General features: G+C 70.5%; 27 protein-coding genes. 17 read left to right on the plus strand and 10 right to left on the minus strand.

Going from position 1 to position 23198, the window contains the following annotated elements:
* Positions 1 to 266: 266 nt before the first annotated feature.
* The gene (locus HUW46_RS38970; RefSeq protein ID WP_215543696.1) at positions 267 to 1424 is read right to left on the minus strand and encodes an NAD(P)/FAD-dependent oxidoreductase; all 1158 of its coding nucleotides are present in this window, start codon (positions 1422 to 1424) and stop codon (positions 267 to 269) included.
* Positions 1421 to 2152, minus strand: coding sequence for a GntR family transcriptional regulator (locus HUW46_RS38975; RefSeq protein WP_215543697.1), 732 nt, complete (start codon positions 2150 to 2152; stop codon positions 1421 to 1423). The genes HUW46_RS38970 and HUW46_RS38975 overlap by 4 nt, the downstream gene beginning before the upstream one ends.
* 112 nt (positions 2153 to 2264) lie before the next feature.
* Here HUW46_RS38975 and HUW46_RS38980 point away from each other — a divergent pair, with 112 nt between their 5' ends.
* Together HUW46_RS38980 and HUW46_RS38985 are read left to right on the plus strand one after the other, a co-directional pair.
* The gene (locus tag HUW46_RS38980) at positions 2265 to 3449 is read left to right on the plus strand and encodes an endonuclease/exonuclease/phosphatase family protein (RefSeq protein WP_215543698.1); all 1185 of its coding nucleotides are present in this window, start codon (positions 2265 to 2267) and stop codon (positions 3447 to 3449) included.
* A 9-nt stretch (positions 3450 to 3458) separates the two neighbouring features.
* Complete coding sequence (locus HUW46_RS38985; protein ID WP_215543699.1) at positions 3459 to 4409, plus strand: D-2-hydroxyacid dehydrogenase family protein; 951 nt, start codon at positions 3459 to 3461, stop codon at positions 4407 to 4409.
* Here the strand turns inward: HUW46_RS38985 and HUW46_RS38990 are convergent.
* From HUW46_RS38990 to HUW46_RS39010, 5 genes are all read right to left on the minus strand, one after another.
* Positions 4393 to 5919, minus strand: a complete 1527-nt coding sequence (locus HUW46_RS38990; RefSeq protein ID WP_215543700.1) for an alpha/beta hydrolase — start codon at positions 5917 to 5919, stop codon at positions 4393 to 4395. The genes HUW46_RS38985 and HUW46_RS38990 overlap by 17 nt on opposite strands.
* On the minus strand, positions 5916 to 6728 hold the full coding sequence (locus HUW46_RS38995) for a serine hydrolase domain-containing protein (protein WP_215543701.1): 813 nt from the start codon (positions 6726 to 6728) through the stop codon (positions 5916 to 5918). Before HUW46_RS38995 ends, HUW46_RS38990 begins: the two co-directional genes overlap by 4 nt.
* A 62-nt stretch (positions 6729 to 6790) precedes the next feature.
* Entirely contained in the window at positions 6791 to 7057 is a 267-nt protein-coding gene (locus HUW46_RS39000) for an HPr family phosphocarrier protein (protein WP_215543702.1), read from the minus strand.
* A gap of 28 nt (positions 7058 to 7085) precedes the next feature.
* Positions 7086 to 8315, minus strand: a complete 1230-nt coding sequence (locus HUW46_RS39005) for a PTS transporter subunit EIIC (RefSeq protein WP_215543703.1) — start codon at positions 8313 to 8315, stop codon at positions 7086 to 7088.
* On the minus strand, positions 8312 to 9118 hold the full coding sequence (locus HUW46_RS39010) for a GntR family transcriptional regulator (RefSeq protein WP_215543704.1): 807 nt from the start codon (positions 9116 to 9118) through the stop codon (positions 8312 to 8314). The genes HUW46_RS39005 and HUW46_RS39010 overlap by 4 nt, the downstream gene beginning before the upstream one ends.
* A 220-nt stretch (positions 9119 to 9338) precedes the next feature.
* Between HUW46_RS39010 and HUW46_RS39015 the strand changes: the two genes are divergently transcribed.
* From HUW46_RS39015 to HUW46_RS39025, 3 genes are all read left to right on the plus strand, one after another.
* Positions 9339 to 9644, plus strand: a complete 306-nt coding sequence (locus HUW46_RS39015) for a glucose PTS transporter subunit EIIB (RefSeq protein ID WP_256451399.1) — start codon at positions 9339 to 9341, stop codon at positions 9642 to 9644.
* Positions 9641 to 10099: a PTS sugar transporter subunit IIA gene (locus HUW46_RS39020; protein ID WP_215543706.1), complete on the plus strand. Its 459-nt coding sequence runs from the start codon at positions 9641 to 9643 to the stop codon at positions 10097 to 10099. Before HUW46_RS39015 ends, HUW46_RS39020 begins: the two co-directional genes overlap by 4 nt.
* 172 nt (positions 10100 to 10271) lie before the next feature.
* Positions 10272 to 11438 (plus strand): DDE-type integrase/transposase/recombinase, encoded by a 1167-nt coding sequence (locus HUW46_RS39025; RefSeq protein WP_254124945.1) that lies wholly within the window; start codon positions 10272 to 10274, stop codon positions 11436 to 11438.
* A gap of 116 nt (positions 11439 to 11554) precedes the next feature.
* Here the strand turns inward: HUW46_RS39025 and HUW46_RS39030 are convergent, their stop codons facing one another.
* On the minus strand, positions 11555 to 11989 hold the full coding sequence (locus tag HUW46_RS39030) for a Rieske (2Fe-2S) protein (RefSeq protein ID WP_215543707.1): 435 nt from the start codon (positions 11987 to 11989) through the stop codon (positions 11555 to 11557).
* Between the two features lie 114 nt (positions 11990 to 12103).
* Between HUW46_RS39030 and HUW46_RS39035 the strand changes: the two genes are divergently transcribed.
* The 9 genes from HUW46_RS39035 (at position 12104) to HUW46_RS39075 (ending at position 19762) form a co-directional block, all read left to right on the plus strand.
* Positions 12104 to 12487: a hypothetical protein gene (locus HUW46_RS39035; RefSeq protein ID WP_215543708.1), complete on the plus strand. Its 384-nt coding sequence runs from the start codon at positions 12104 to 12106 to the stop codon at positions 12485 to 12487.
* Positions 12484 to 12996 carry a sigma-70 family RNA polymerase sigma factor gene (locus HUW46_RS39040; protein WP_215543709.1) on the plus strand — a complete coding sequence of 171 codons (513 nt, stop codon included), beginning with the start codon at positions 12484 to 12486 and terminating at the stop codon, positions 12994 to 12996. The genes HUW46_RS39035 and HUW46_RS39040 overlap by 4 nt, the downstream gene beginning before the upstream one ends.
* Positions 12993 to 13634: an anti-sigma factor family protein gene (locus HUW46_RS39045; protein ID WP_215543710.1), complete on the plus strand. Its 642-nt coding sequence runs from the start codon at positions 12993 to 12995 to the stop codon at positions 13632 to 13634. The genes HUW46_RS39040 and HUW46_RS39045 overlap by 4 nt, the downstream gene beginning before the upstream one ends.
* Before the next feature lie 395 nt (positions 13635 to 14029).
* A complete protein-coding gene (locus HUW46_RS39050; protein ID WP_254125378.1) occupies positions 14030 to 14674 on the plus strand; it encodes a prepilin peptidase in 645 nt (214 codons plus the stop codon).
* Between the two features lie 33 nt (positions 14675 to 14707).
* On the plus strand, positions 14708 to 15895 hold the full coding sequence (gene aroC / locus HUW46_RS39055; protein ID WP_215543712.1) for a chorismate synthase: 1188 nt from the start codon (positions 14708 to 14710) through the stop codon (positions 15893 to 15895).
* Positions 15892 to 16401, plus strand: a complete 510-nt coding sequence (locus HUW46_RS39060) for a shikimate kinase (RefSeq protein ID WP_215543713.1) — start codon at positions 15892 to 15894, stop codon at positions 16399 to 16401. The genes aroC and HUW46_RS39060 overlap by 4 nt, the downstream gene beginning before the upstream one ends.
* A 26-nt stretch (positions 16402 to 16427) precedes the next feature.
* Positions 16428 to 17534, plus strand: coding sequence for a 3-dehydroquinate synthase (aroB, locus tag HUW46_RS39065; RefSeq protein WP_215543714.1), 1107 nt, complete (start codon positions 16428 to 16430; stop codon positions 17532 to 17534).
* Positions 17531 to 17968, plus strand: a complete 438-nt coding sequence (gene aroQ, locus HUW46_RS39070) for a type II 3-dehydroquinate dehydratase (RefSeq protein ID WP_215543715.1) — start codon at positions 17531 to 17533, stop codon at positions 17966 to 17968. The genes aroB and aroQ overlap by 4 nt, the downstream gene beginning before the upstream one ends.
* A 246-nt stretch (positions 17969 to 18214) precedes the next feature.
* Positions 18215 to 19762, plus strand: coding sequence for a beta-xylosidase (locus tag HUW46_RS39075; RefSeq protein ID WP_215543716.1), 1548 nt, complete (start codon positions 18215 to 18217; stop codon positions 19760 to 19762).
* Here the strand turns inward: HUW46_RS39075 and HUW46_RS39080 are convergent, their stop codons facing one another.
* On the minus strand, positions 19763 to 20206 hold the full coding sequence (locus HUW46_RS39080) for a B-4DMT family transporter (protein WP_215543717.1): 444 nt from the start codon (positions 20204 to 20206) through the stop codon (positions 19763 to 19765).
* Between the two features lie 146 nt (positions 20207 to 20352).
* Between HUW46_RS39080 and HUW46_RS39085 the strand changes: the two genes are divergently transcribed.
* Genes HUW46_RS39085 through nusB form a run of 3 tightly spaced genes read left to right on the plus strand, consistent with a single transcriptional unit; the run spans position 20353 to position 22523 of the window.
* Entirely contained in the window at positions 20353 to 21450 is a 1098-nt protein-coding gene (locus HUW46_RS39085) for a M24 family metallopeptidase (protein ID WP_215543718.1), read from the plus strand.
* A gap of 49 nt (positions 21451 to 21499) precedes the next feature.
* Positions 21500 to 22063 carry an elongation factor P gene (gene efp, locus HUW46_RS39090; RefSeq protein ID WP_215543719.1) on the plus strand — a complete coding sequence of 188 codons (564 nt, stop codon included), beginning with the start codon at positions 21500 to 21502 and terminating at the stop codon, positions 22061 to 22063.
* A 7-nt stretch (positions 22064 to 22070) separates the two neighbouring features.
* Positions 22071 to 22523 carry a transcription antitermination factor NusB gene (gene nusB / locus HUW46_RS39095; RefSeq protein WP_215543720.1) on the plus strand — a complete coding sequence of 151 codons (453 nt, stop codon included), beginning with the start codon at positions 22071 to 22073 and terminating at the stop codon, positions 22521 to 22523.
* Between the two features lie 64 nt (positions 22524 to 22587).
* Here nusB and bldD read toward each other — a convergent pair whose 3' ends face one another.
* Positions 22588 to 23076, minus strand: coding sequence for a transcriptional regulator BldD (gene bldD, locus HUW46_RS39100; RefSeq protein ID WP_003096372.1), 489 nt, complete (start codon positions 23074 to 23076; stop codon positions 22588 to 22590).
* Between the last annotated feature and the right edge of the window lie 122 nt (positions 23077 to 23198).

Raw genomic sequence — 23198 nt, forward strand, 5'->3', positions numbered from 1 at the left:
CATCCGCGCGCGTCCGCAGCGGGCTGTCGTGTGCCCCGAAAGTGGCTTTCGGGGAATCCAGTGCCCCGAAGGTCACTTTCGGGGCAGGCGGCTCGTGGTGGTCGAGTGTGCGAGGGGTGGATGTGCGGCGTTGAGCGCCCTGAAGGCCACCTTCGGGGCATGCACAGCCCTGTCCGCACGTGAGCGAGGGCCGAGAAAGTGGCGCCAGGGTCCCCGAAGGTGGCCTTCGGGGCATTGCGACCCGGATCTCCGCAAACACGGGGGAGTTACTGCTCTCCGAGCCTGGTGGGCCGGTGCACGACGAGGTCCGTTCGCGGCACTCCCGCGAACCGGGTGGGGCGGAAGGACGCGAGCAGGTCGTGCGGTTCGCCGCCGGTGATTTCGGCGGCGGCGAGGCGGCCCAGCAGCGGCGCGAGGGTGATCCCGCTGTGCGTCACCAGTGCGTAGATCCGCGAATCCGCCGAGGTGAACCCGGCGATGGTGAAGCCGTCGGCAGGCATCGAGCGGATCGCGACGCGCAGGTCGATTTCCGGCGGTCCGCTCCGCGTTGGCACGAGATCAGCGAACCGTTCGGCGATGGCGCGGCCGATGTCCGTCGACGGTGGCAGCGCCGGGTCGACCAGGGCGTTGAGGTCGAGCGCCTGCACGACGGTCTGCCCGCCCGCCGCGGGGCGGAGGTTCAGCGACGGCGTGTGGACCACGCAGCGCAGGTCGACCTCCGGCGACGTCACGTACCCGAGCAGCCCGATGATCGGGGAGCCCTGCCTGATCTCCGTCATCATCGGGATGTCCACATCGGACCGTGCGGCGAGGTCGTCGGTCCAGCGGCCGGTCGCCAGCACGATCCGATCCGCGTCACGGACTTCGCCGTCGGCAAGGGTGACGCGGGAACCGTGCGGAGTTTCCTCGACCGCGACGACCTCGCCCACCGAAATCTCCGCCCCGTGCCGCCTGGCGTCGTCGAGCAGATTTCCCAGCAGCCGCTCGGGAAGCACGTACCCTTCGCCGGGGAAGTGCGCGATGGCCGTCGTCGAACCGGGGATCCGGATCTCGCCCGCGATCCGTGCCGCTTCGTCGCGATCCACCCAGCGGGCCGGATAGCCCAGCGATTGCAGCGCTTCGACGTTGTTCACGAGCCAGGGTTCGTTCCTGGCATCCGCGCAGTGCACGCTGCCGCTGGGGAAGTACGACGGGGGACCGGCAAGGTCGCGGGCGAGCGTCGCGTGTTCCGCCATCCCCTCGACGTTCAGCCGGAAGTACTCGGGCGCGAGCTTCCGGTTCGAGTTGACCCAGGAGAACGTGGTCGCCGTCGTACCGGTGCCCGCACCCCACCGGTCCAGCAGGAGCACGTCTTCACCCGCCGCCGCGAGCGATCGCGCGACACTCGCGCCGAGGATCCCGGCGCCGACGACGATGACTTTCATACCTCTCCTTTCGGGGAGGACGCGGAAAACGGGAATTCGACGAAGAATCGCGCGGAACCGGGGCGGACCACGGTTTCCACCACTTCGATCGCGGTGCCGTCACCGGCGCGGGATTCCCTGCGCCGCACCAAAGTCGGCGTCCCGGCACGGCTGTCCAGCAACGCGGCGTCGTGCTCGTCGAGGCTCACCGGGTCGAGGTAGACCCGGATCGTGTCGATCGGCGCGTCCCTGTTCCGGAAGTACCGCATGCTGACGAATTCTTCGAGATTCTGTTCCAGTACGTCGGGAGCGGCCGAAAAGAGAATGACGTGGCGTTCGATCGAACGGGGCCGCTCATGCGCGTCGAACTTGAGCCGGACCAGTTCGATCACCGCGGTGTCGGCCGCTACGCCGGGCAGGTTCAGCACCGCGTCGGCGGCCGTGACGATCTTCGCCGAGATGACCTCGTGCCTGCCGGGCACGCCCTTCCGCGCCGCTTCCGGTGCGGCGAAGGTGAGGAGGTTGAGCGTCGGCGTGACATCCGCGACGAACGTGCCGTGCCGTCGCCGCCGGACGGCGAGGCCCGCGGTGGCGAGGTCGTTGAGCACGCGCTGGGCCGTGGCCCTGCTGACCCCGTACTGGCCGCGCAGCTCGGTCTCGGTCGGCAGCCGGGCGCCGGGGGCGAGCGATCCGGTGTGGATCTTCTCCTCGAACTCCTGCTTGATCTGCTCGTAGCGCGGCAGGTCCATTATTGGACCGTACAATTGGATCATTTGATCGGTCAAGTGTCGTTCGTTCGCCGAACGCCACCCGGTGTTCACCCCGATCGCATAGGGTGTGGCCGATCTGGGAGGTACCACCGTGCGCAAAGCCCTGCTTCCGCTGCTGTCCGTCGCGGCGCTGTTCCTGACGGCGACACCTGCCGCGTCCTCGTCCGGCACGAACGTCCGGTTCGCCACGTTCAACGCCTCGCTCAACCGCGCGCACGCCGGGCAGCTGCTCGCCGATCTGTCCACACCGGACAACGCGCAGGCGCGCGAAGCCGCCGAGGTGATCCAGCGAAACCGACCGGATGTCCTGCTGGTCAACGAGTTCGACTACGTGCCGGGCAACGCGGCCGCGAACGCGTTCCGCACGAACTACCTCCAGCGCGGCCAGAACGGCGCGCGTCCCATCGATTTCCCGTACGCCTACACCGCTCCGTCGAACACCGGTGTCCAAACCGGATACGACCTCGATCGCGACGGCAAGGTCGGCGGTGGCGGCGACGCGCACGGCTTCGGCGATTTCGAAGGCCAGTACGGCATGCTCGTGCTGTCGAAGTACCCGATCGACATCGCGGGCGTCCGGACGTTCCAGCACTTCCGGTGGAAGGACATGCCCGGCGCGATGCTGCCGGACGACCCGGCGACACCGGCGCTCCACGACTGGTACTCGGAGCCGGAACTGACCGACCTGCGGCTGTCCTCGAAGTCGCACTGGGACCTGCCGCTCCGGATCGGCGGCGGCACCGTGCACTTCCTCGTCTCGCACCCCACGCCGCCGAGCTTCGACGGCCCGGAAGACCGCAACGGCACCCGGAACCACGACGAAATCCGGTTCATGGCCGACTACGTGACCCCCGGCAAGGGCGGCTACATCTACGACGACGCGGGCAAGCGGGGCGGGCTGCCCGCCAGCGAGCGGTTCGTGGTGGCGGGGGACAACAACTCCGACCCGATCGACGGCGACAGCGTGCCCGGCGCGATCGACCAGCTCCGCCTGTCGCCGCGGGTGCTCGACCCGCATCCCGGCAGCGTCGGCGGCGTGGTGGCGAGCCGTCAGCAAGGCGGGGCGAACGCGGCACACCGGACGAACCCGTTCTTCGACACCGGTGACTTCAACGACAAGGCGCCCGGCAACCTGCGCACCGACTACGTGCTGCCCTCGCGCGGCCTGATCCCCTGGTGGGGCGAGGTGTTCTGGCCGTTGCCGGGCTCCGATCTCGCCAGGCTGAACGATGCATCGGACCACCATCTCGTGCGAGAGGACGTCTTCGTGCCTTAGCGTCAGGGCATGAAGATCGCGATTCTCGACGACTACCAGAACGTCGCGCTCGGCTTCGCCGACTGGGACTCCCTCGGCGCCGAGATCGAGGTGTTCACCGAACCGTTCGCGGACGCGGACGAGGTGGTGGCGCGCCTCGCCGGGTTCGAGGTCGTGGTCGCGATGCGCGAGCGGACCCGGTTCCCCGCCGAGCTGCTGGCACGGCTGACCGATCTCAGACTCCTGGTCACCACGGGCAGGCGCAACGCCGCGATCGACGTCGACGCGGCGAGCAGGCTCGGCATCGTCGTGTCGGCCACCGGGTACATCTCGGAGCCGACCGCGGAACACACCTGGGCGCTGATCCTCGCCGCGTTCCGCAACCTGGAGACCGAGCTGCGCGCGCTGCCGGACGGCGGCTGGCAGACCACCATCGGCACCGGCCTGCACGGCAAGACGCTCGCACTGCTCGGGCTCGGCAGGCTCGGTTCGCGCGTGGCCAGGATCGGGCAGGCGTTCGGCATGGAGACGATCGCGTGGAGCCAGAACCTGACGCCGGAGAAGGCGGCCGAGCACGACGTCACCGCGGTGTCCAAAGAGGACCTGTTCCGCCGCGCGGACGTGCTCTCGGTGCACTTGGTGCTGAGCGAGCGCACCCGCGGCCTCGTCGGTGCCGGGGAATTCGCGCTCATGAAGGAGTCGGCGATCCTCGTCAACACCTCGCGCGGCCCGATCGTCGACGCCGACGCGTTGCTGGAAGCGTTGCACGGCAAGCAAATCGCGAAAGCGGCATTGGACGTCTACGAGACCGAGCCGCCGCCCGCGGACCATCCACTGAGGACAGCACCGCGCACCGTGCTGACCCCGCACATCGGCTACGTCACGCGCGAGGTGTACGAGATCTTCTACGGTGACGCCGTCGAGGACATCGCCGCGTACCAGAAGGGCTCGCCGGTGCGGGTGCTCACGGGAACGGCGTGAAGTCCGGCGCGCACACCGTGCCCTCGGTTGGCGTTGTGAGGTCGACGAAGTAGCGTGTCAGCGCGGCCGAGGCGCACGCGCTGTGCACGTCGAGCGTGGTGTGCCCGAACCCGTCGACGACGAGCACGCGGCCGTCACCGAGCTGGCGCGCGGTGGCCTGCGCGTCGTGCAGCGGCGTCGCCGGGTCGTGCCTGCTGTTCACGATCAGGATCGGGTTGGCCCTCGGCCGGTTCCACGGGCCGAGGTACCGGTCCTGGTCGCGGGCGGGCCAGCCGATGCACTGCGCCATGTTGAACACCGCCGAGGCGCCGAAGTACGGCTGCCGCCGCACCTCGCTCGCCGCGAGCCGGTCGTAGGCCGCCGGTTCGGCCGGGTTGTCGCTGTCGACGCATTGGACCGCGAGGAAACCGGGCGAATGCGTTGCCACGTAAGGGTCGAGCATCGGCGGATGGGTCGCGGCCGCGCCCTGTGCCGCCGAGGCCAGCCCGTTCAAGGTGACGGCGAGCTTGCTCCACCGCGCGCTCTGGTAAAGGGACCTGTTGATCGTTTCGAGCAGCGACGGCAGCGTCACGCCGCCGACCGGGCCCTGACTGAGCTTGGCGAAGATGTCCGCGAACTTCTGCCGCGGATCGCCGGCGGAGAAGGCGCACTTCGGGCCCGCCTTGACGCAGGCGTCGAAGAACGCGTCGAGTTCCTGCTGCTGCCCGCGCGCCACGTCCGCGCGCACGTCCACCGGCTCGTCCTGCTGGCCGGGCGCGCCCGTCGCGTTGGCGACGAGGTCGAGCGTGCCGTCCATGGTGATCGCGCGGACGGTGCCGGGGAAGAGGTTCGCGTACGTCGCGCCGAGGTAGGTGCCGTAGGAGTAGCCGTAGAAGTTCAACGCCTTGTCGCCGACGGACTGCCGCAGCAGCTCCAGGTCGCGCGCGACGTTGGCCGACGACAGGTGCGGCAGCAGCGCGGGCGACCCCGCCGCGCAGGCCTTTCCGGCGGCCGCGCTCGCCGCGTAGAACGCGTCGCGCTGCTCCGGGCGCAACGGGGATCCGCGGCCCGGCAGCGTGTCCGCGCCGGGACAGCTGATCGCCGTGCTGCCCCCGATCCCGCGCGGGTCGAAGCTCACCAGGTCGAACCGTGCGCGCAACTCGTCGGGGTAGCGGTCGGCGAACCGTGCCAGCTCGCCGACCCCGCCGGTGCCCGGCCCGCCGAAGTTGAAGAACAGCGACCCGATGCGGTGCGCCGGATCGCTCGCGGGGAGTTTGATCACCGACAGCGCCAGCTTCGCTCCCGCCGGTTCGCGGTAGCTCACCGGGACATCGGCGCGGGCGCACTGGAACTTTCCCTTGCAGGGCGCCCAGTTCAGCACCGGCACGGCGGCGCCGTTCGTGCCCATCGCGGGCGCCGCGGCGGGCTGGCCGGACAGAGCGGGGGCGGGGGAACGGGCCGGGTCGGCGTTGGACGTGCAGGAAGCCAGCAGTACCAAGGCGAGCAGGCTCGCGAAGACCCGAAGCCTCACACCAGCTCGCTGAGCACCGCGTCGGTGTAGGCGGGCCAGACCTCGGCCGCCCACGGGCCGAAGGCGCGATCGGTCAGCGCGACGCACGCCGCTCCCGCCGACGGGTCCACCCACAGGAAGGTGCCGGACTGTCCGAAGTGGCCGAACGTCTCGGGCACGCTCCGCGAACCCGTCCAATGTGGACTCTTGTGGTCCCTGATCTCGAAGCCGAGCCCCCAGTCGTTCGGCTTCTGGTGGCCGAATCCCGGCAGCACGCCGTTGAGACCGGGGAAGACCACCGAGGTCGCTTCGGTGACGGTGGCGGGATCGAGCAGGGTCGGCCGTTGCAATTCGCCCGCGAACAGCGCGAGATCGGCGGCCGTCGACACCGCACCCGATGCGGGGGAGCCGGTGAGCTTCGTAGCCTTCATGCCGAGCGGGACGAACAGCGCCTCGGCCTGGTAATCGGCGAAGGGGATCTCGGAGTGCTCGGTGAGCGCGTCGGCGAGCTGCTCGAAACCGGCGTTCGAGTACAGCCGCCTGGTACCGGGCTCGGCCATCGCGCGGTGCTCGTCGAAGGCGAGCCCGGAGGTGTGGGCGAGCAGGTGCCGCACGGTCGACCCTTCGGGACCGGCGGGGGTGTCCAGCTCGACCACGCCCTCTTCGATCGCGATGAGCGCGGCGTAGGCGGTGAGCAGCTTCGACACCGACGCCAGCGGGAACTCCCGCGCCTGGTCACCATGGGCGGCCACGGTTTCGCCGCCCGCCCCGACCACGACCGTCGCGGCGTTGTCCACCGGCCAGTCCTCGATCATCCGCACGCTGTCCATGGCTTCAGCCTACGAAACGGGGGTGGCCCGCGACGCGCGGACCACCCCCGTTCCGGTACTGCTCAGGCGTCGAGATCGCTCGCGACCAGCTCGGCGATCGCGTCGACGGCTTCCTGGGCGCCCTCGCCCTCGGCGGTGATGATGACCTCGTCACCGTGACCGGCGGCGAGCGTCATCAGGTTCAGCACACTGCCTGCGGCGACCGGGTCACGGCCATCCTTGGCGATCCGCACCGCGACCGGCTGCGCGGCTGCCGCCTTGGCGACCAGCGCGGCTGGCCTCGCGTGCAGGCCGACCTTGCTCGCCACCGTGACTCGCTTCTCGGGCATTTCTTTCCTTTCGAACGTACTTCTGGTGCTACTTGGCGGCCGTCGCCTCGAGATCGGCCTCGATCTGCTCTTCGCGGCCAGGGGTCTTCAGGTTCCACTTCTTGATCACGAACCGGAACAGCACGTAGTAGAGCACCGCGTAGGCGAGACCGATCGGGATGAGCAGCCACACCTTGGTCGCCGCCGGCGAGCCCGCGTAGAGCGCGAAGTCGATCGCACCACCGGAGAAGTTGAACCCGAGGTGGATTCCCAGCCAGTTGACCAGCGCCAGCGAGACACCGGTGAGCACCGCGTGGATCAGGTACAGCGGCCACGCGACGAACATGAACGCGAACTCGATCGGCTCGGTGACACCGGTGAGGAACGCGGTGAACGCGGCGGCCACCATCACGCTGCCGACGACCTTCTTCTGCGACGGGTGCGCGGTCTGCCAGATCGCCAGCGCCGCGGCGGGCAGCGCGAACATCATGATCGGGAAGAACCCGGTCATGAACGAGCCGCTGCCCGGCACGCCGTGGGCGAAGTTGGTCAGGTCGCCGCCGTCGAAGATGAACCACACCGGCACGTTGAGCAGCTGGTGCAGGCCGATCGGGATGAGCAGGCGGTTGAAGAAGCCGTAGATCCCGCCACCGATGATCGGACTGCCGGTGATCGCTTCGCCGAGGTTGTGCAGGCCCGCGTCGACGTACTTGAACAGCAGGCCGAAGATCACGCCGAGCACGATCAGCGCGACCGAGTTGATGATCGGCACGAACCGCCGGCCGCCGAAGAACGCCAGGAACGGCGGCAGCTTGATGCGGTGGTACTTCTGCCACAGCACCGCGGTCACGAGACCGACCACGACACCGGCCAGCACGCTGTAGGGCCACTTGATCGGCTGGAGGTACCAGGGTTCCTTGAAGCCCTCCATCTTGTTGATCGGGGCGAACACCTGGACGACGCTGTTGAACACGACGAAGCCGACCACGGCGGCGACGCCCGTCGAGCCGTCGCCCTTGCGGGCGAAGCCGACCGCGATGCCGACCGCGAACAGCAGCGGCAGCCAGTTGAACAGGCCGTTGCCCGCCGCGCCGAGAACCTCGGCGACCTTGCCCCAGCCCAGTCCGTCCTTGCCGAGCACGTCGTCGGCGCCGAGCCTGCCCAGCAGGCCTGCCGCGGGCAATGCGGCGATGGGCAGCATCAGGCTGCGGCCGAAGCGTTGGAGCCCGGCCAGCCCCCTGCCCTTCCCCTTCGCCCCCTCGGCGGTGGTGGCGCTCATCGGGTACCTCCATCATTGGCTTTGTCGTTGGGTTCGCGACCGGAATCCGGGTTGTTCCGGTCCAACTGCGTTGTCACCTGGTAGTGATCTCCCCGGTACCAGGAAGTCATGTCTTCGACGGGTTCACCCTGACAGCTGGAAACCCTGCGGAACGCCAGCAGTGGCCCACCGGCGCGGATGCCGAGCAGCCGCGCCGTCTCCCGGTCGGCCGACTCCGCCCAGACGGTCTGCCAGGCGTAGTCGAGCTGGATGTCGTACTTCTCGGCGAGCAGCCCGTAGAGCGATCTCGTGAGGTCGAGTTCGATCAGGCCGGGCAGCCTGCCGGGGTGGTACCAGCCGCGTTCGACCGCGAGGGGCACCCCGTCCGCCCGCCGCAGCCGGTGCAGCCGGTACGCGGGCTGCCGGTCGCCGAGGCCGAGCGCGCTCGCCGCGGGTGCCGGAGGGATCGCGATGCCCGTGTCGAGCAGCTCGGTGGTCGGGACCTTCCCGCGGCTGCGCATGTCGTCGGTGAACGACATCAGGTACAGCTGCAGGTCCATCCGGCGGCTCGCGGTGAACGTGCCCTTGCCCCGCACGCGCGCGAGCAGGCCCTCTTCCACGAGCTTGCCGATCGCCGAGCGCACGGTGAGGCGGGAAACGTGGTACCGCTCGGCCAGCTCGCGTTCCGACGGGATCGGGGATCCCGGGGGCAGGTCCCGTTCGACCGCCCTGCGCAGGATTTCCCTGAGCTGGGCGTGCTTCGGGGTCGGCCCGTCGGTGACCCGGTCGAACCCGCCGGAGGAGGCGTGCGCCGCGGCACTCATCGGCTCGTCGCCTCCACTTCGTCGTCGGGCTGGCCCCGTACTGGCACCACTCGGCTACCATTGGTACGTTCCGGTCTAGACCATTTCTGATGGGGCAGGATGCTCCGGGAGCCGATCGGGTGTCAACGGCCGTTATGACTTCGTGGCTTGAGGTGGCACGCGTACCGGCGATCGGCGTAGTACTGCTGGCGCGGGTTGACCAAGACGGCCGGAACCGCGAGTGCGGGCCGGGTCACGGACAGTCCCGACCGGACGGACAACGACAGAAAACGACAGTCAGGAGGCCGCGATGGCGGACGACAGGCCGGAAAAGATTCTCGCGGCGCTCGGTGGCGCTGACAACGTGATCGAGATCGAGGGGTGCATCACGCGCCTGCGCTGCGAGCTCAAGGACGGGTCCGTTGTGGACGAACCCGCGCTGAAGGGCGCCGGCGCGATGGGCGTGGTGAAGGTCGGCTCGGTCGTGCAGGTGATCGTCGGTCCCGAGGCCGACAACATCGCCAGCGACATCGAGGACTTGCTGTGACTTTGGCGGTGCAGAGCCCGGTCGCGGGCAAGACCGTGCCGATGGCCGAGGTGCCGGACCCGGTGTTCGCCGAGGCGATGGTCGGGCCCGGTCTCGCCGTCCAGCCCTCCGGTGAGGGCAGGCAGACCGCGGTCGCCCCGGTCGACGGCACCGTCGTCACCCTGCACCCGCACGCGTTCGTGGTGCAGGGCGAGGACGGCCGCGGCGTGCTCGTGCACCTCGGCATCGACACCGTGAAGCAGAAGGGCGAAGGCTTCACTTTGCACGTGGTGAAAGGCGAGGCCGTCCGCGCCGGGCAGCCGCTCGTCGAATGGGACCCCGCCGCGGTCGCGGAGGCGGGCTACTCGCCGATCGTGCCCGTGGTCGCCCTGGACGCGAACCCGGACCGGCTCTCGGCCCTGCTCACCGGCGCCGACGTGTCGCCCGGCGACGAAATCTTCGTCTGGGAGGACTGAACTTTTCTTGCCCTGAAGGCCACCTTGACGGCAATCAGTGCCGTGTTCAGTATCAGCTGTTTTGACACAGTTTGTGTATCGCAGCATGTGACACACCCGGGTCGGGTGATGTTGCATGATCTGCCGCCTGACCGGCGTTGTGGTGAGGGCCATGACGCGGAATGGGACGATCATGCGATTCGTGGACGCGATGCTGACGGCTGAAGTGCCGGTTGAGAACGTGTCGGCGTGGTGCCGGGAGCATGGTGTCGATAGGCGGACGTTCTATCGGCACCGTGCCCGGATCCAGGCCGAGGGGCAGTGGCGGCGGCGGTCGACCCGGCCCAAGACCGTGCGGCATGCTACGGCGGAGCCGGTCGTGGCTGTCGTGCTGCGGCTGCGGAAGGAGCTGAAACCGGACAACGGGGCGGACCCGATCCGCGATCGGCTTCTGGAGTTGGCCGCCGAGCGGGACTGGGCCGGACGGGGCTGGCCTGTCCCGTCGCGGGCCACGATCAACCGGATCCTGTCCCGGCACGGGCTGGCCGAGTCCAACCCCCGTAAGCGGCCCCGGTCCTCCTACCGTCGGTTCAGCTATGCCCGGCCGCGGGACTGCTACCAGATCGACGCCACCGAGGTCATCCTCGCCGGCGGGGCCACGGTGGTGGTGTTCGAGGTCCTCGACGACTGCACGCGCATGCTGGTGGCCAATCACGCCGCCGAGGCCGAAACCTCCCGTGCCGCGATCACCGCGATCACCGCGGCCATCACCGACCATGGTGCGCCCGCGATCGTGTTGTCCGACAACGGATCCGCGTTCACCTCACGCGGCCGCCACCCCAACGCCGGGCCATCGGCGTTCGCCCGCACCGTCACCGGCCACGGCTGCAGGCTGATCCATTCCAGCCCCTACCACCCGCAGACCTGCGGCAAGGTCGAACGCCACCACCAGACCTTCAAACGCTGGCTGGATCACCAACCCATCCAACCCGCGACCCTGACCGAACTCCGCACCCTGCTCGAGGTCTACCGCGAGCACTACAACCACCGCCGCCACAGCGCCCTTGGCCGGCAAACCCCCACCCATGCCTGGACCACCAGCGACAGCCACGGCGGACCCCAGCACCTGCCCGTCCAGGACGACGCCACCGTGCACCGCCTCAAAGTCAGCACCACCGGCACGGTCAACCTCGGCAAACACGCCCGGCTACGGATCGGCACCGCCCACGCCGGACACACCATCACCATCATCCGTGACAGCGACCGGGCCACCGCCTACACCAGCGACGGCGACCCGATCGGCCACATCCACCTCGACCACACCAAGACCTACCAAGGCCAACTCACCCCAGCCGCCTAACCTGTGTCACAACAACCGAGACAAACCTGCGGCAGAACTACCGAGACACGACACGGCAATCAGTGCCGTCAAGGTGGCCTTCAGAGCATTCGGCCGGGCCCAGGCTTCGGCCGGGCTCAGGCCGTGACGATCTGGGTGTTCTCGATCTTCACGGGCAGCTTCGGCAGCGGCTCCTTCGCGGGGCCCTGCTTGACGTCGCCGGTGCGCGCGTCGAACACCGAGCCGTGGCACGGGCACTTCAGCTCGCTGCCGCTCGGCGCGACCTTGCAGCCCTGGTGCGTGCACACGGCGCTGAAGCAGGCGACCGTGGATTCGGTCGGCCTCGACACGATGGCGTCCTTGCCGTCCGGGGTGGTCACGGCTTTCGCCTGACCGACAGGGACATCGGCGAGCGCGGCGAGCGGCTTCCCCGGCGCGGCCGGGGGAGCGGGCGGGCCCGCGGCCGGCTGGCTGGACCCGCCCGCGCCACAGGCGGTCAACGCGGCGGCACCGACGGTCGCGGCGGCTCCCGTGGTGAGGACGGTGCGGCGGGTGTGGGTTTCGGCAGTCATGCCCCTGGTTACGAAATACCTGCGGGATCGGTTCAATTCCCGCCGGAATTGAACCGATCGGGCCGCTTCGGCGTATACCCGGCGTAGGGCTTTCCGCGAGCGGGGAGGTGCGCCATGACCGGGTGGACGGTGCGGGTGCTGGTGGTCGCCGGGCTGCTCGGCTCGGCGTGGGTGCACTGGGACCTGTGGCGCGACGGGTTCTCCGACCTCGACGTGATCGGGCCGCTGTTCCTGGTCAACGTCGTCGCCGGGGTGGTGCTCGCGGGCGCGGTCCTGCTGTGGCGGCACTGGCTGCCCGCGCTGGGCGCGCTCGGGTTCGGCGCCGCCACCCTCGGCGCTTACCTGCTTTCGCTGACCGTCGGCCTGTTCGGCGTGCACGAGCAGTTCGCGAGCCAAGCCGAGGTGTGGGGCGTGGTGACCGAGGCGGTGTGCGTCCTCGGCGGCGCGGTGCTGCTGCTGCCGCGGTTCCGCGAGCCCTCGGGCGGGCAGCAGGTGTGAAGGAAGCCGCCGAGGACCGCTTGATGCGAGCGCTGCACGACGAGCACGCGCCCGCGCTGTGGTCCTTCGTGCTCCGGCTGACCTCGGGCGACCGGGCGCGCGCGGAGGACGTGGTGCAGGAAACGCTGCTGCGGGCGTGGCGGAGCAGGCAGGTGCTCGGCCAGCCGAGGGAAGCGGCGCGGGCGTGGCTGTTCACCGTGGCCAGGCGGATCGTGATCGACGGCTGGCGTTCGGCGGCGCACCGCGCCGAGGTGAGCACCGACCTGCCGCCCGAGGTCGCGCTGCCCGACGGCACCGAGCGCGCGTTGCAGGGGTGGCTCGTTTCGGAGGCGCTCGCGGAGCTGACCGAGCACCACCGCGAAGTGCTGGTGCTCTGCTACTTCCAGGGCTACTCGGTCGCGGACGCGGCGCGCCAGCTCGGGATCGCGGCGGGCACCGTCAAATCGCGCACGCACTACGCGCTGCGCGCGCTGAAGCTGGCGCTGGAGGAGAAGGGGGTGACGCAATGATCCCGAACGACCAGGCCCCGGAGGCCGATCCGTTCGCCACCTTCGACGCGGCCTATGTGCTCGGTGCACTGTCCCCAGAGGACAGAGCCGAGTTCGAACAGCACCTCCGAGGATGCCCGCGATGCGCGCGTGCTGTGCAGGAGATCGCCGGGTTGCCGGGACTGCTTTCCCAGGTGGGTCCCGATTTCGTGGTCGAGGAACCGCCTTCGACGTTGCTGCCGGGGCTCGCGGCGGCGACGCGCCGTCGCCGCCGCCGGGCGCGGTTCGCCTTCGCCACAACCGGGATCGCCGCCGTCGCCGCCTGCCTCGCTCTCGTGCTGGTCCTCGTCCTTCCCGGACAGGCGGGCACCGCGATGACCCCGCTCGGCGAATACCCGGTGCAGGCCGAAGCCCGCGTCTCGGACACCCCGGACGGCGCGCGCGTCGACATGTCGTGCAGCTACCGAGGCGGCCGCGTCGGCGACTACGTCCTCGTCGCGGTCGGGCGAGGCGGGCAGGACCAGCAACTGGCGACGTGGCGAGTGGCCACAGAGGACACCGCCCGCATCTCGGTGGGAACCGCGCTGCACCGCGCGGACATCGCCGCGCTGGAGATCAGAACACCGGGCGGAGACCCCTTGCTGCGCTGGAATCCTTAGCGGGCGAGGCTTGCGGCCCCCGAAGCCACCTTCAGGGAACTGAGCGCCGCGACCTCGGCCCTCGCAGAAGCCCTGCCACCACATCAGAAATCCCCGTCTTGCCCCGAAGGTGACCATCGGGGCACCTAGCGCCCCGAAGGCCACCTTCGGGGCATGCGCGGCCCTGCCCGCACATCCGCGAGGGCCGGGAAAGCGGAGTCCACTGTGGCCTTCGGGGCATGCGCTTCCCGGCCACGAAAGGAGCGGGCGTGGCCGAGCGGAAGCCACCGCGGAAGTGTTGCGGCGCTGGCACATCTAGCCCGATCGGGTGGTGTGCGCGTCGATTCCGTACGAAAGGTCGAGGTCGTACGGCCACTTTCTTGCCGGTGCGCGCGGGGCGGGCAAACCTGGGCCACGTGGAGGGGATCATCGTTCTCGCGTTCGCCGTCGCCGGTGCCGGTATCGGGCTGGGCACCGCGCTGCTGCTGGCGCGCGCCGGTTTCCCGCCGTCGCGCCTGTGGTGCGTGGTGGGCACGGCCGTGTCTTGCGGGTTCGTGGCGTGGCGCTGGGCCTCCGGCGGCTGGCCGTGGTGGTGGCTGCCCACCGGGTGCGTGGTGGCGGTGCTCGCCGTGCCGCTGGTCGTCACGGACCTTCGCGTCCGCCGCCTGCCGGACGTCCTGACGCTGCCCGCGTACCCGCTGGCCGCGGTGGCGCTCGGGCTCGCCGCCGCGTTCGGTCCCGGCGCGGGACTGGCGGTGCGCGCGACCGTCGGCGCGGTCGTGTTCGGTGGCGCTCATTTCGCGATCAGGGCGTGGTCTCCTGGTTCGCTCGGCGCGGGTGACGTGAAGCTCTCCGGCGCGCTGGGCGCGGTGCTCGGCGCGGCGGGCTGGGCGGCGCTGCCGGTGGCGGCCGTGCTCGCCGCGTTCGCTACCGCGATGCTGGCCGCCGGGGCGGCGCTGTGCCGGTGGCGCGGCTGGCGCGACGGCGTTCCGCACGGCCCCGGTCTCGTCGCGGCGGTCTGCCTGGTCACCGCCTGGCCCGCGCTGGGCATGGGCACTTGAACTCCGGAGGTGGTGCCATGACAGGATCGTACGGTGTTGCGCTGGATAACCGCTGGTGAGTCGCACGGGCCCGCGTTGGTCGCCGTGCTGGAGGGCATGGTGGCCGGGGTCGAGGTCACCACCGCCGACGTGAGCGAGCAGCTCGGACGCCGCAGGCTCGGCTTCGGCCGCAGCCCGCGCATGGGCTTCGAGACCGACCAGCTGGAGTTCCTCGGCGGGTTGCGGCACGGCCTGACCCAGGGCGGGCCGGTGGCGATCCAGATCGAGAACGCCGAGTGGCCCAAGTGGGAGAAGGTCATGGCGGCCGATCCGGTGGATCCGGCCGAGCTGGACGGTCTCGCCAGGAACGAGCCGCTGACCCGGCCGCGGCCGGGCCACGCGGACCTGCCCGGCATGCAGAAGTACGGCTTCGACGAGGCACGCCCCGTCCTCGAGCGGGCGAGCGCCCGCGAGACGGCGTCGCGGACCGCGCTCGGCACCGTGGCACGCGCCTATCTCCGGCAGCTCCTCGGGATCGAGGTGCTGAGCCACGTCGTTTCGATCGGCGGCGCGCAGGCGCCGGAAGGCCCGCTCCCGCAGGCCTCCGATCTCGCGGACATCGACGAGAGCCCGGTGCGCGCCTTCGGCAAGGAGGGCACCGACGCGATGGTCGCCGAGGTCGACGCCGTGCGGAAGGCGGGTGACACCGTCGGCGGCGTGATCGAGGTGATCGCCTACGGGCTCCCGCCCGGTCTCGGCTCGCACGTCCACTGGGACCGCAGGCTCGACGCGAGGCTCGCCGGCGCGCTGATGGGTGTGCAGGCGATGAAGGGGGTCGAGGTCGGCGACGGCTTCACCACCGCGACCCGCTGGGGCAGCAAGGCGCACGACGAGATCGACCGCGGCACCGGCCCGGTCGGCGTCACCCGGCGGTCCAACCGCGCCGGCGGCCTCGAAGGCGGCATCACCAACGGCGAGCCGCTGCGCGTGCGCGTTGCCATGAAGCCGATTTCGACCGTCCCCAAAGCACTGTCCACAGTAGACGTCGCGACCGGTGAGCCCGCGGTCGCGATCCACCAGCGCTCCGACGTCTGCGCGGTGCCGAGGGCCGGTGTCGTGCTCGAATCGGTGGTCGCGCTCGTGCTCGCGGACGCGGCGCTGGAGAAGTTCGGCGGTGACTCGCTCGCCGAAAGCAAGCGCAACGCGGACGCCTACCTGAAGGCGCTCGAGGAGCGGTGGTGAGTCCCCGCGCGGTCGTCGTCGGGCCGCCCGGTTCCGGTAAGAGCACGGTGGGCCCGCTGCTCGCCGAGCACCTCGGCGTCGGTTTCCGCGACGCGGACGACGACGTCGTCGCCGCGGAGGGCCGCAGCATCTCGGACATCTTCACCACCGACGGCGAAGCCGTCTTCCGCGCGATCGAGGAGCGGTCGATCGCCGCGGCGCTCACCGAGCACGACGGCGTGCTTTCGCTCGGCGGCGGCGCGGTGCTGTCCGAGGCGACGCGCGCGCGGCTGCGCGGGCACGTCGTGGTCTTCCTCAACGTCGGCATGGCGGTCGGCGTGCAGCGCGTCGGCCTGTCCACCGCGCGGCCGCTGCTCGCCGGGGTGAACCCGCGCGCCACCTACAAGGAACTGCTCGACGCCAGGTTGCCGGTGTACCGGGAGGTGGCCACGATCGAGGTGGCCACCGACCAGCGCACGCCGGACGAGGTGGTGGCCGCGGTCGCCGCCGAACTGGCCGCGCACTGACCCACTATTCGTTTTAAGGAGCGCAGTTGACCGAGCCGGTGCGGATGAAGGTGAACACCGCGAAGCCGTACGACGTGGTGATCGGACGCGGCCTGCTCGGTGACCTCACCGAGACGCTGCGCGACGCGTCGAAGGTCGCGCTGATCCACCCGCCGACGCTCACCACCACCGCGGAAGCGATCCGCGACGAGCTGGAAAAGGCGGGGCTCGACGCGCACCGCGTGGAAATCCCCGACGCCGAGGACGGCAAGGCGCTCACCGTGGCCAGCTTCTGCTGGGAGGTGCTCGGCCGGATCGGGCTCGACCGCCAGGGCGTGGTGGTCGGCCTCGGCGGCGGCGCGGTGACCGATCTCGCCGGGTTCGTCGCGGCGACCTGGATGCGCGGCGTCAAACTGGTCAACGTGCCAACGACGCTGCTCGGCATGGTGGACGCCGCGGTCGGCGGCAAGACCGGGATCAACACCGAAGCGGGCAAGAACCTCGTCGGCGTCTTCCACGAGCCGTCCTCGGTGCTCGTCGACCTGGCGACGCTGGAAACGTTGCCGCCCAACGAACTCGTCGCCGGGATGGCCGAGGTCGTCAAGACCGGGTTCATCGCCGACCCGGTGATCCTCGACCTCGTCGAGCGGGACGCGGCGGCCGCCGTGGACGCCACCGGTGACGTGCTCGGCGAGCTGGTGCGCCGGTCGATCCAGGTCAAGGCCGACGTGGTCGCGGCGGATCTGCGCGAGTCGAACCTGCGCGAGATCCTCAACTACGGGCACACCCTCGGCCACGCGATCGAACGCCGCGAGCGCTACCGCTGGCGCCACGGCGCGGCGGTCAGCGTCGGGCTGGTGTTCGCCGCCGAGCTGGCGCGGCTGGCGGGCCGCCTCGACGACGCGACGGCCGAACGCCACCGCGCGGTGCTCACCCAGCTCGGCCTGCCGACCAGCTACGAGGCCGACGCGCTGCCCCAGCTGCTGGAGACCATGAAGGGCGACAAGAAGACCCGGTCCGGTGTGCTGCGCTTCGTGGTGCTCGACGGGCTCGCCAAGCCGGGCAGGCTCGAAGGCCCGGACCCGTCGCTGCTGGCGGCCGCGTACTCGGCGGTGGCCGCAGAGCCCACCTCGGGCGGGAGCGTCCTGCTGTGAAGGCGTTCGTGTTCAACGGCCCGAACCTCGGCAGGCTCGGCAAGCGGGAGCCGTCGGTGTACGGCTCGACGACGCACGACGATCTGGTGGACCTGTGCGTGCGGACCGGGCAGGAAGCGGGCTTCGAGGTCGAGGTCCGCCAGACCGATCACGAGGGCGAGCTGGTCGGCTGGCTGCACGAGGCCACCGACGGCGGGAACCCGGTGGTGCTCAACGCCGGGGCGTGGACGCACTACTCGATCGCCGTGCGCGACGCGGCGGCCCAGCTCACCGCGCCGCTGATCGAGCTGCACATCTCGAACGTGCACCGCCGCGAGGAGTTCCGCCACCACAGCGTGCTCTCCGACATCGCCACCGGCGTGGTCGCGGGTCTCGGCGTCGACGGGTACCGGCTCGCGCTGCGGTGGCTGGGGGAGAACGCTCGCGAGAAGTGAGCGCCAGTCCACTGTGGCTGGTCGGAACCCGTTCCACCGCTTCGGTTTCTGGGATCGTCGGCAATGGAGTCCACTATGGACATAGGTGAGACCTCGTGCTGGTGTGCGGCTACCCGGCGCCGATGTGACGGTGACGCGCAGTGACGTTCAGCATGCCTGTCACCCGTCAGGGTTAATGCTCACTACACTGAGCCGCGGCCCGTCGCACGGCGGGACGGTGGGCACGGACGGAGGGCACCGGGCACGATGCGCACGTTCCGCCAACGCCGCGCGCGGCTGCTCGCCGTCACCGCGGGCGCACTGCTCGGCGCCACCGCGCTGACGGGCTGCACCGACTCGGGGGAGCCGCGCGCCGAAGCAGCCGGAACGAGCCCGGGTAGTGGCGGGGGCCTTGGTGGCAGCGCGGAAACCTCGAAGCCGCGGCCGCCTCGCCAGCACGACGTCCCGCTCGGTGCGGACGCCGGACGAGGCGGTGGCGCGGTGGTCGCGGCCGGTGGCCCTGGCGCCCCGTACAACTACGGCCCGTCGGTGATGGCAGACGGCGCGACGACCCGTATGTGGTGGTGCAGCCAGTACCCGGCCGCCCTGCCTGCGGGCGACGACATCCTTTACGGAGAGTCACCAAAGGTAGACGGCCCGTTCACCGCGCCGGGTGGTGGCGCGCCGGTGGCCGTGCTGTCCGGGAACCCCGGCCAGTTCGACGGCATGCACACCTGCGACCCGTCCGTGCTCAGGGTCGACGGCACCTACTACCTCTACTACACCGGCGCCGCGGGCGACCACGCGCTGGGGAACTCGATCGGGTTCGCGACGAGCACTGACGGGCGCACCTGGACGCGGGCGAACGGGGGCAAGCCGATCCTGAACCCCGCGCACGACCTGCACCGCGACAACGCCTACGGCGCCGGACAGCCCTCGGTGGTGTACCTCGGCGGCTGGTTCTACCTGATGTTCACCGACACCACGGGGCGTGCGGCCGGCTGGAACGGCGCGGGCCAGTTCCTGCTTCGGTCGAAGGATCCCGCGTTCGCGACCGGCGTGGAAGCGTTGGGCGACAAGGGTTTCGCGGCCACGGCGACGACATCGGCGCCGCGCGCCAAATCGCTCGTCGACGCGTTCAGCGCGGACCTGATGTGGGTCGAGGCGCTCGACGCGTTCGTCATCGCGCACGAGACCAGCGGCGGCACCACCCTGACCTTCTGGGACCGCGACTTCGCGGCGAACCCGTTCCGCCCGGTGACCGTCCCCGGCGCCTGGCAGGAGGGACCCGGCCTGGTCCGCACACCGGACGGTCACGCGCCGCTGTCGCAGACCGATCCGTGCGGCAGGGTGCCGTTCGACGTGGTCCGCGCGACCGTGATCGGCGGGGCGAACGCGCCGACGGACCTGCGGCACTTCGGCATCGACGTGCGCGACGTGCGCGCGTGCACCGATCCCGGCCGCACGCTCGCCGTGCTGGACGGGTTCGCGATGCCCTCGCCCGATCGCACGATGGACCTGGTCGTCGCGGGACGGGTGCTCCGGGTCGACCGCCGTTCGGTCGTCGAGCAGCTGGCGACCACGCTGGCTCCGCGGCGCCTTCCCGTGCTCGACGGCCTGCCGGTGGCCACGCGGCTGAGCGGCCAGGCGCCCGCGGTCAGGACGCCGGACGGGAAGACCGGGTTCGTGCTCGCCGACGGCACCCTGTGGCGGGTCCGCCCCGGCTCGGTCGCCGAGGCCAACGACTCGCCGGTGGAAACGGTCACCGAACAGCGGTGGCGGTCCTACCCGGCCGGTGCTTCGCTCGGCCGCTGATCAGGCCGCGGCCTTCGGCCCCGGCGACGGTTTCGGGCGTTCCGGCTCGTCGGCCGCCTTGCCGATCCGGCCGCCGACGAAGAGGCCGAGCCCGGCCGGGACGAGCACCAGCAGCGCGGTGAACGCGAACGTGCCGAGGAACTCGTCGAAGAAGGTGCCGATCCCGGTCTGGTCCACGAACACGGCCCTGCCGATGGTGGACAGGATCGGCGCGACGACACCCGCGACCAGCGCGCCGATGAACCACGCGCGGCCGAGGTCGCGGTGCCGCAACCAGCCGTCGAGCGCGCTCCACAGCGCCGCGGCGCCGACGAGCAGCGCGATCGTGACGACGCGCGTGGTGATCGTGTCGGTCGGCGAGTTCACGGCGACCTTGGCCAGCAACGTGGCGGCGACGGCATGGAGCAGGCCCATGCCGGTTCCGCGGAGCAACCATGGCGGCATCGCCCCACTGTATCCCCTCGGCGCGTGCCCCGAAGGTGACCTTCGGAGCATGGAGCGCCCGAAAGCCACAGTCGGGGCGTCGGCAGCCGCGAGCGAGCGGGGCTCACCCGGCGGGGGAGCGGTGGCGCTGGCGATAAGGTGAGCGGGTGCCTGAGACCCATGCGCACCGACGCGAATCCCTCCGTGCCCTGATCACCGACGCCGAGCTCGACGCGTTGCTGGTCACCGATCTCCTCAACATCCGGTACCTCACCGGGTTCACCGGTTCGAACGCGGCGCTGCTGGTGTCCGCTTCGGGCGAGTCCGGGACGGTGTTCTGCACCGACGGCCGCTACACCACCCAGTCGGCCACCGAGGTGCCCGATCTCGAACGCGTGCTGGACCGGGCGAGCGCCGCCGCGCTGGCCAAGCACGGCAGCGCGAGCGCGGAAGCCTTCCGCCGCACCGGTTTCGAGAGCCAGCACGTCAGCGTGGAGACCCACGAAATGCTGCGCGGGCTCGCCGAGGGCATCGAACTGCGCCGCGCGCCCGGCTTCGTGGAGCGGCTGCGCCTGGTCAAGGACGAGGCCGAGATCGAGGCGCTGCGCATGGCCTGCGCGGCCGCCGACCGCGCGCTCGCCGATCTCGTCGAGCACGGCGGGCTCCGCCCCGGCCGCACCGAGCGCGAGGTCGCCCGCGAGCTGGAAGGCCGCATGCTCGACCACGGGTCGTCCGGCCCGTCGTTCGAGACGATCGTGGCCGCGGGCGCCCATTCCGCGATCCCGCACCACCAGCCGACCGAATCGGTGCTCGCGGCGGGCGATTTCGTGAAGCTCGACTTCGGCGCCACGGTCGACGGCTACCACTCGGACATGACCCGCACGCTGGTGCTCGGCAGGCCCGCCGACTGGCAGCGCGAGGTCTACGAGCTGGTGTTCGCCGCGCAGGCCGCGGGCTGCGAGGCGGTGCTGCCGGGCATCGAGGTCAGCCAAGTGGACGCGACCGCCCGCGGCGTGATCGAGCGCGCGGGGCGCGGGGACGAGTTTTCCCACGGCCTCGGGCACGGCGTCGGCCTCGAGGTGCACGAGGCGCCCAGCCTGGCCGCCACCGGCGCCGGTACACTGTCCGCCGGTATGGCGGTCACCGTCGAGCCCGGCGTCTATCTAGCCGGACGGGGTGGCGTGCGCATCGAGGACACGCTGGTCGTGCGGGACGGTGCTCCCGAACTCCTCACCTTGAGCAGCAAAGAACTCGTGGTCGTCTGAGCGCGGCCCGAAGAGACAAGCAAAGACGAGCACAGGAGAACCGAACCCCGTGGCCACCACCAACGACCTGAAGAACGGCCTGGTACTGAACCTCGACGGCCAGCTCTGGTCCGTCGTGAACTTCCAGCACGTCAAGCCGGGCAAGGGCGGTGCGTTCGTGCGCACCACCCTGAAGCATGTGCTGTCCGGCAAGGTCGTCGACAAGACGTTCAACGCCGGTACGAAGGTCGAGACGGCCACCGTGGACCGCCGGACCATGACTTACCTGTACAACGACGGCACGGACTACGTGTTCATGGACGCCGACACCTACGACCAGATCACGGTCACGCCCGAGGTCGTCGGCGAGGGTGCGGGCTACCTGCTGGAGAACACCGAGGTCCAGGTCGCGGTGCACGAGGGCACCCCGCTCTACGTCGAGCTGCCGACCTCGGTCGAGCTGGTCATCGAGCACACCGACCCCGGCCTGCAGGGCGACCGCTCCACCGGCGGCACCAAGCCCGCGAAGCTGGAGACCGGCGCCGAGATCCAGGTGCCGCTGTTCGTGACCACCGGCGAGAAGGTCAAGGTCGACACCAGGGACGGCCGGTACCTCGGCCGCGTCTCCGGCTGAGGCGCGGATGACATCCGGAGGTTCGGCGAAGCGCGGCGGCCCGATCGGCCGCCGCGCCTCGCGCAAGCGCGCGGTGGAAATCCTCTACGAGGCCGCGCAGCGTTCGGCCGACGCGGTCACCCTGCTCGCCGAGCGGGTCGGCGCGGTCGAGGTGGACCCGATCGCCGATCACACCATCGCACTGGTGGAGGGCGTCACGGCGCAGCGGGAGCGGATCGACGAGCTGCTCGCGGAGCACTCGCAGGGCTGGACGCTGGACCGGATGCCGCCGGTGGACCTCGCGGTGCTGCGGGTCGGCGTCTACGAGCTGCTGTGGGCGGCGGACGTACCGGACCCGGTGGCGATCGACGAGGCCGTCGGGCTGGCGAAGGAACTGTCCACTGACGACTCGCCGCGCTTCGTCAACGGCGTGCTCGGCCGGATCGGCAATATCGCCGACCGCCTTCGCGCGGTGCTCTGAAGCGGATTTTCCCCTACCTCAAGAGAAGGCCCTCCCCCAAGTGCCTTCTCTTGAGGGTATGGCATCAGTCTTCTTTGGACGGACGGGCTTCCGGCGGCAGCACGCCCCAGTCGATGAGCTGCTCGGTGAGCTCGCCGGGGGTCATGTCGTAGATGATCGCCAGCGACCGCAGGTCCTCGGTCCTGATGGAGAGCACCTTGCCGTTGTAGTCCCCGCGCTGGCTCTGGATGGTGGCCGCGTAGCGGGCCAGCGGGCCGACCTTCTCCGCGGGCAGCTGCTGGAGCCGCTCCAGGTTGATCACGATCTTCGTGGCGGGCTCGGCGCCGGACGGGACCCGGCCCTCCGGGAGCAGCTCCACGACCGGTACGCCGTAGAAATCGGCCAGCTCGGCCAGTTTCTGGACGGTTACCGCGCGGTCGCCCCGTTCGTACGAGCCCACGACGACGGCCTTCCAGCGCCCGCCGGACTTCTGTTCGACCCCGTGCAGGGAGAGGCCCTGCTGCTGGCGGATGCCGCGGAGCTTGGCCCCGAGCGCCTTGGCGTAATCGCCCATCTGGTGGTTCTCCGTTTCCTTGCCCCTGGCCGATCGTGTGGATCGCCCCGGGGGGACTCCTGAGTCGAATACTCAGAGTAATGGTTACGCATTGTCGTCACCAGGTCAAGCGCATCCTCGTT

It is taken from the genome of Amycolatopsis sp. CA-230715 (assembly GCF_018736145.1).
In the GTDB taxonomy this organism is placed as follows: Bacteria; Actinomycetota; Actinomycetes; order Mycobacteriales; family Pseudonocardiaceae; genus Amycolatopsis.

What these genes read in the sequence shown, in the direction of transcription:
- HUW46_RS38970 (WP_215543696.1), bottom strand. Translation starts at nt 1,424, where the DNA reads ATGAAAGTCATCGTCGTCGGCGCCGGGATCCTCGGCGCGAGTGTCGCG.
- HUW46_RS38975 (WP_215543697.1), bottom strand. Translation starts at nt 2,152, where the DNA reads ATGGACCTGCCGCGCTACGAGCAGATCAAGCAGGAGTTCGAGGAGAAG.
- HUW46_RS38985 (WP_215543699.1), top strand. Translation starts at nt 3,459, where the DNA reads ATGAAGATCGCGATTCTCGACGACTACCAGAACGTCGCGCTCGGCTTC.
- HUW46_RS38995 (WP_215543701.1), bottom strand. Translation starts at nt 6,728, where the DNA reads ATGGACAGCGTGCGGATGATCGAGGACTGGCCGGTGGACAACGCCGCG.
- HUW46_RS39000 (WP_215543702.1), bottom strand. Translation starts at nt 7,057, where the DNA reads ATGCCCGAGAAGCGAGTCACGGTGGCGAGCAAGGTCGGCCTGCACGCG.
- HUW46_RS39005 (WP_215543703.1), bottom strand. Translation starts at nt 8,315, where the DNA reads ATGAGCGCCACCACCGCCGAGGGGGCGAAGGGGAAGGGCAGGGGGCTG.
- HUW46_RS39010 (WP_215543704.1), bottom strand. Translation starts at nt 9,118, where the DNA reads ATGAGTGCCGCGGCGCACGCCTCCTCCGGCGGGTTCGACCGGGTCACC.
- HUW46_RS39025 (WP_254124945.1), top strand. Translation starts at nt 10,272, where the DNA reads ATGCGATTCGTGGACGCGATGCTGACGGCTGAAGTGCCGGTTGAGAAC.
- HUW46_RS39030 (WP_215543707.1), bottom strand. Translation starts at nt 11,989, where the DNA reads ATGACTGCCGAAACCCACACCCGCCGCACCGTCCTCACCACGGGAGCC.
- HUW46_RS39035 (WP_215543708.1), top strand. Translation starts at nt 12,104, where the DNA reads ATGACCGGGTGGACGGTGCGGGTGCTGGTGGTCGCCGGGCTGCTCGGC.
- HUW46_RS39045 (WP_215543710.1), top strand. Translation starts at nt 12,993, where the DNA reads ATGATCCCGAACGACCAGGCCCCGGAGGCCGATCCGTTCGCCACCTTC.
- HUW46_RS39075 (WP_215543716.1), top strand. Translation starts at nt 18,215, where the DNA reads ATGCGCACGTTCCGCCAACGCCGCGCGCGGCTGCTCGCCGTCACCGCG.
- HUW46_RS39080 (WP_215543717.1), bottom strand. Translation starts at nt 20,206, where the DNA reads ATGCCGCCATGGTTGCTCCGCGGAACCGGCATGGGCCTGCTCCATGCC.
- nusB (WP_215543720.1), top strand. Translation starts at nt 22,071, where the DNA reads ATGACATCCGGAGGTTCGGCGAAGCGCGGCGGCCCGATCGGCCGCCGC.
- bldD (WP_003096372.1), bottom strand. Translation starts at nt 23,076, where the DNA reads ATGGGCGATTACGCCAAGGCGCTCGGGGCCAAGCTCCGCGGCATCCGC.